At 57.5% G+C, this 3110-nt stretch carries 4 protein-coding genes; all 4 read right to left on the reverse strand.

Annotated elements, in window-relative coordinates; translation table 11 throughout:
- Positions 1–143 precede the first annotated feature (143 nt).
- Positions 144–572 carry a DUF4304 domain-containing protein gene (locus D8U73_RS01685; RefSeq protein ID WP_130903563.1) on the reverse strand — a complete coding sequence of 143 codons (429 nt, stop codon included), beginning with the start codon at positions 570–572 and terminating at the stop codon, positions 144–146.
- A gap of 52 nt (positions 573–624) precedes the next feature.
- Complete coding sequence (locus D8U73_RS01690; RefSeq protein ID WP_130903564.1) at positions 625–2151, reverse strand: IS66 family transposase; 1527 nt, start codon at positions 2149–2151, stop codon at positions 625–627.
- Between the two features lie 83 nt (positions 2152–2234).
- Positions 2235–2570, reverse strand: coding sequence for an IS66 family insertion sequence element accessory protein TnpB (gene tnpB / locus D8U73_RS29385; protein WP_137201196.1), 336 nt, complete (start codon positions 2568–2570; stop codon positions 2235–2237).
- Entirely contained in the window at positions 2567–2935 is a 369-nt protein-coding gene (locus D8U73_RS29095; protein WP_206663012.1) for a transposase, read from the reverse strand. The genes tnpB and D8U73_RS29095 overlap by 4 nt, the downstream gene beginning before the upstream one ends.
- Positions 2936–3110: the final 175 nt, after the last annotated feature.

Here is a 3110-nt window from a genome sequence, read left to right on the forward strand (position 1 = left end):
AACTCTGACGAATTTAAGCGCGAAGGCCTACAACGGCTCGCCACGCTAGCGAAGCGTAACCGTCCGGTAGACACGTCTTGACGGAATCATCTTAGGCCGATGGCGCGAGCAAGACGCCCCTGTTGACGGTTGCGGTGGAGCATTTATGAGCTTTTGGTGTCCGGGAGGGGGCCTTTGGCCCAGTGATCAGATGCTTCGCCGCTCAGGTAAGGCTGAACCTCGCGGGCCGTATCTGCGAACCGAGTAGTACTGTTTCCTTTATTGTCATATCTGAACCAGTGATCGCCTCCCATAACCGCCCCTAAACGGATACGCTTATTCGGATGCAGGTGTGCCGCGACCACTTTTGTTGGCGGGATCTGTTCACCCCAAGACATAGTCACTCCCTCTGCGGGGCTAACAGCTACCTCAATGGCAAATCCCCCTCCATGCCTATCAAATTGAAACGTGATCAGATCAATTTGCTGTCCTGTATTGCGGCGAAAATGGGGAGGCGATCCCTTAAACCCCATGCTGCGAAGGATAGGGATGACATGCTCCTTTAATGCTGCATCGATTTTTTCACGTTCCATTGCATTACTCTATTTGGCAAAAGAGGAAGGTGTTCGGTAATACCCTCAGCGATTAGGTGGACGTCCACTTATGCGGCAGAAGCTCAGTAATCTCGCTCGCCCGCTGTGTAGGCAGGCGTGTAAGAACATCCTTCAAGTAAGCATACGGATCATGCCCGTTAAGCCGCGCCGACTGGATCAAACTCATGATCGCCGCCGCACGTTTACCGCTGCGTAACGAGCCCGCGAAGAGCCAGTTCGAGCGCCCAAGAGCCCACGGCCGGATTTGATTCTCGCACCAGTTATTATCTATGGGCACAGCACCGTCATCGAGATAGCGCATCAGCGCTATCCAGCGCTTGAGGCTGTAATCCAGCGCCTTGGCGATGGCCGAACCCTCAGGCACAAGCTGTCTTTGGGCGGTCATCCAGGTATGAAGTGCGTCGGCGATTGGCGCTGCTTTTTCCTGCCGTATTCGCTGCCGATCACCCGGTTCCAGCTCTCGGACTTCTCGTTCAACTTCGTACAAGGCCTCGATGTAGTGCAGCGCTTTTTCGGCGACCTGGCTCTTGTTGGTCGCGTGCAAGTCGAAGAACTTCCGGCGGGCATGGGCCATGCAGCCGATCTCCGTAACGCCCAGTTCAAAGCCTGCCTTGTAGCCGGCAAAGTCATCGCAGACCAGCTTGCCGTTCCAACTGCCCAAGAAGGCTCGGGCATGTTCGCCAGCGCGGCTCGGGCTGAAGTCGTAAACGACCGCCGCCAGGCCGGAGAACTGACTGGTGGCATAGGCCCAGACGTAAGCGCGATGAGTTTTTTTCGCGCCAGGCGTCAGCATTTGTACCGGCGTCTCGTCGGCGTGAACGACGCCGTGCGTCAGCACGGCTTCGCGCAGCACATCAACCAGCGGCTGTAATTGCACGCCGCAGTTGCCCACCCACTGCGCCAAGGTCGAACGGGCGATGGGCAGCCCGGCGCGGCCAAAGATTTTCTCTTGGCGATACAGCGGCAGATGGTCAGCGAACTTGGCCACCATGATGTGGGCCAGCAGGCCAGCTGTCGGGATGCCTTTGTCGATGACCTGTGCCGGTACCGGCGCCTGGATCAGCGTTTCGCACTGTTCGCAGGCCCACTTTCCACGGATGTGACGCTCGACGGTGAATACGCCGGGCGTGTAGTCGAGCTTTTCGCTGGCGTCTTCGCCGATGCGCTTGAGGGCGCAGCCGCACTGGCAGTGGCTGTTGTCCGGTTCGTGATGGATCAGTGTGCGAGGAAACTGCGGTGGCAGCGGCGCGCGCTTGGGTTGCTGGCGCACTTTGGCTTCGACAGGTGCCGGTTGTAGCGCCTCAAGTTCGGCTTCGATAGCGGCGATATCCGTATCGATCAAGTCGTCGAGCAGGCTGGATTGATCCGGGCTCAACTGCTCGCTGCGCTTGGCAAACTTGAAGCGCTTGAGCAGTGCGATCTCGTGGGCCAGCTTCTCGTTGACCGACTTGTGATGAGTGATTTGCTTGTCCATCGTCTCGACGCGCTGGATCAACTGCGCCGCCAAGGCACGCAGTTCTTCAGGGTTTAATTGATCGAGATTCGGATGCGAAGTCATGCCGCCGATTTTGCCAGAGAGGGCTAGTGGCGGCGATAGACTGATGGGCCAATTGCGCTGGCAAGCAGGCCATGGCAGGCGAGCTAGAGCATCGTGATGGCTCCTCCGGAACCGACGCTTTGCCAAGGTAAGCCGAGCACCAAGGCTTGAAGTTGCTCTGCATCCAACTCGACTTCAGAGCCGTGCCGCACGCCCGGCCAAAAGAAACGTCCTTGATTCAAGCGCCGGGCTGCAAGCCAAATCCCCAAGCCATCATGCACCAACACCTTCATGCGATTGGCACGACGGTTGGCAAACAGATAAGCACAGTGCGGCTTCGCCGCACCGAACACCGCCACGACCCGCGCCAGCGCAGTTTCAGTGCCGGCGCGCATGTCCATGGGCTCGGTGGCGAGCCAGATGGAGTCGATGCGGATCATCGCAGCAGGTCTCGCAGGAAAGCAGAACACGCCGCTGCATTTTCTGCCGGCCAACTCACCACGACTACGCCTTTTGAATGCGGCACTTCGATTCGGATCGTGGCAGGAAGGGCCTGATGCATCGGCACCGGCGGCGATGTCTTGATCGGGATGAAGGCGGTTTGAAGTGTCAGGTTTTTCTGCGCATGCACGCGTATCCATTTATGGACGAGGTTGGCGTTGAGATTGTGGGTCAAGGCGACATTGGCAATCGAGGTGTCAGCCTGCGCACACTCGGCGATGACCTGGGCCTTAAAGGACTTGGAATAGGAACGGCGTTCTTGTGGCATGGGCGTCCGCTTAAAAAGGCTAGAAATGGTGTCCACTTAAATTTAGGTGGACACCATCGCCTCAAGCGACGGTGTCAGGAAGGTGTGTTGCCCGGACGGTTACAGCGAAGCCCATGCGAATGGAGTCCTAAAATCGTCCGGGGAAAGGTTAGACCAGTCATCGATTAGACCTGAGCTAGGGAAGATCTCTAATCGAATTCAAGCTCAGGAT

The sequence above is a fragment of the Pseudomonas sp. Sample_22 genome (assembly GCF_004307635.1).
In the GTDB taxonomy this organism is placed as follows: Bacteria; Pseudomonadota; Gammaproteobacteria; order Pseudomonadales; family Pseudomonadaceae; genus Aquipseudomonas.

Coding starts and splice junctions, on each gene's coding strand:
- D8U73_RS01685 (WP_130903563.1), bottom strand. CDS start 572: ATGGAACGTGAAAAAATCGATGCAGCATTAAAGGAGCATGTCATCCCT.
- D8U73_RS01690 (WP_130903564.1), bottom strand. CDS start 2,151: ATGACTTCGCATCCGAATCTCGATCAATTAAACCCTGAAGAACTGCGT.
- tnpB (WP_137201196.1), bottom strand. CDS start 2,570: ATGATCCGCATCGACTCCATCTGGCTCGCCACCGAGCCCATGGACATG.